The sequence below is a fragment of the Pseudomonas sp. 18173 genome (genome assembly GCF_050432945.1).
In the GTDB taxonomy this organism is placed as follows: domain Bacteria; phylum Pseudomonadota; class Gammaproteobacteria; order Pseudomonadales; family Pseudomonadaceae; genus Aquipseudomonas.
This window is the reverse complement of record NZ_JBKFTN010000063.1, coordinates 1-2,110: the sequence shown is the minus strand read 5'-3', so window position 1 is coordinate 2,110 and position 2,110 is coordinate 1. Positions and strand designations below refer to the sequence as shown.

At 60.0% G+C, this 2,110-nt stretch carries 2 pseudogenes; both read right to left on the bottom strand.

The window, feature by feature from the left end:
- Positions 1–94: 94 nt before the first annotated feature.
- Positions 95–613, bottom strand: a pseudogene (locus ACLD1X_RS29015) (methyl-accepting chemotaxis protein); the annotation flags it as partial.
- 339 nt (positions 614–952) lie between these two features.
- Positions 953–1,978, bottom strand: a pseudogene (locus ACLD1X_RS29010) (HAMP domain-containing protein); the annotation flags it as partial.
- Between the last annotated feature and the right edge of the window lie 132 nt (positions 1,979–2,110).

Sequence of the window (2,110 nt, the reverse complement as noted above, 5' to 3'; positions counted from 1 at the left end):
CACTCATCTTTCTTACCTCGGTGGAATAGTTGTCTGGGTGATCTGTAACGGGCCGGTGGTCCGACCCCGGTTCAATGCCATTCAATGGCAACATTCAAATCCTGAAGCGGCTCAGTAGCTGGTCCTGCTGGCCGACGTAGCCCGCCATCGCCGAACACTGGCGGACCTGCTTTTCGGCACTGTCGGAAACTTCCAGGCTGATATCGCGGATGTTGGTGGTGTTGCGATTGATCTCCTCGGTCGTCGCGCTCTGTTCTTGCGCGGCGGCGGCAATCTGCAAGTTCATGTCATTGATCCGATAAATCGCTTCACGTATGCGCGCAAGCGTCGAGTTGGCGGCATTGGCATCACCGGCCGTCTTGCTGGCCGCGTCGCGGCTTTGCTGCATTCGCGCCTGGGCGTGTTTTACACCCGCCTGCAGTTGATCGATCATCTGGCGAATTTCCTGGGTGGATTGCTGGGTACGTGAGGCCAGCGAGCGCACCTCATCGGCAACCACGGCAAAACCCCGTCCGGTTTCACCCGCTCGCGCCGCCTCGATGGCAGCATTGAGCGCGAGCAAGTTGGTCTGGTCGGCGATGCCGGTGATGACTGCCACGATCGATTCAATGCTTTGACTGAGGGTGGACAGTTCGTTAATGGCACGACCGGTGTCGTCCATTTCCACTGCCAGGCGATTGATCGCGCCCGTTGACCGGGAGACAAGCGCCACGCCGTTTTCGGTTTCCTCGTTGGCGGCAATCGCCGCCTCGGCCGCCGCCTGGGCATTGCGCGCCACATCCTCGGCCGTCGAGGCCATCTCCTGCATGGCGGTGGACAGTTGATCCAGTTCCTGTAGCTGGTTCTGGACCCGGCCGGCAGCCAGGTCCGCCTCACAGGACGTGGCCGTGCTGCTCTCGCGGACGTGTTGCGAGCCCGTTTTCACATCGCCGATCAGCGCCTTTAGGTTCTGCAGGAGCCGGTTGAACTCCCCGGAGACCCGGGCAATTTCATCGTTGCCATGCATCGGCAATTCACGGGTCAGGTCGCCGCTCCCTCGATTGATATCCGCGAGCGATTCCTTGAGCTGATCCAGCGGCCAGAGCAGGCGCCTGACCAACAGCCCCAACACCAACAGGCTGAGCAATACACCCAGGCCCGTGCCGATGATCGCGCGCCAGGTCAGGACGCGGACGGCGGCCATGACGATGTCCTGGTCCAGTACCACGCCGATGTACCAGTCCATGCCCTTGAGATCGGTCAGCGGAATAAAGGAAACCAGCCGGGACGTTCCAGCGCTGCTGACTTCCTGAAGCCGGTTGTCGAGCGCTGGCGAGCTTCCGGCAAAAAGCTCACTGTAGGGTTTGCCGTTCAACTCGGCGTTCGGATGGGAAATGATGTTGCCGCTCTTGCTCAGCAGGAACGCATAACCGGCCCCGCCAAAATCCAGGGTATTGATGGCATCGGCCACCGCCGTCAGGCGGATGTCACCACCAAACACCCCGAGCAGTTGCCCGGCATCGCTGATCCGGGCGACAGCCGAAATCAGGATTTCACCCGTGGTGGAGTCCTTGTAGGGTTCGGTCAACACGGCCTGGTGACCGGCCTTGCCCGTCGCGTACCAGGGACGGGTGCGACCGTCATAGTCAGGTTTAGGGTTCCAGGATGCGGTGTTCTTGATCGGTCTGCCGTCGGACTCGAGGGCACCGAATACCAATTTGAATTCTTCTTTGAGAATGGGCGAGTCGATGATTCGCTGGGTCGCTTGCGCGCTGTACTGACTGTCGATCGCCTGGGCGGCCAGGTCCATCAGGCGAAGCTTGCCGTTGAGCCAGTTTTCAATTTGGCGTGCCACCGCATTGCTCGTTTCGCCAATGCTCGCCTCGACCTGGTGACGCAAGATCGTACGTACCTGCTCTACCTGGACCAGCGACAGCAGGCTGGTGGTTACCAACAGCACACAAGCAGCCACAAGGCTTACCTTGTAACGGATTTTCATCGAGGATTCACCTACGGATACGGCGTGATCCTTGTAGGAGCGAGCATGCTCGCGATGGACGCCAACGATTACGCGATGAGTCTGGCAACCTATGGCGTGCTCAGGTTTTTCGCGAGCATGCTCGCTCCTACA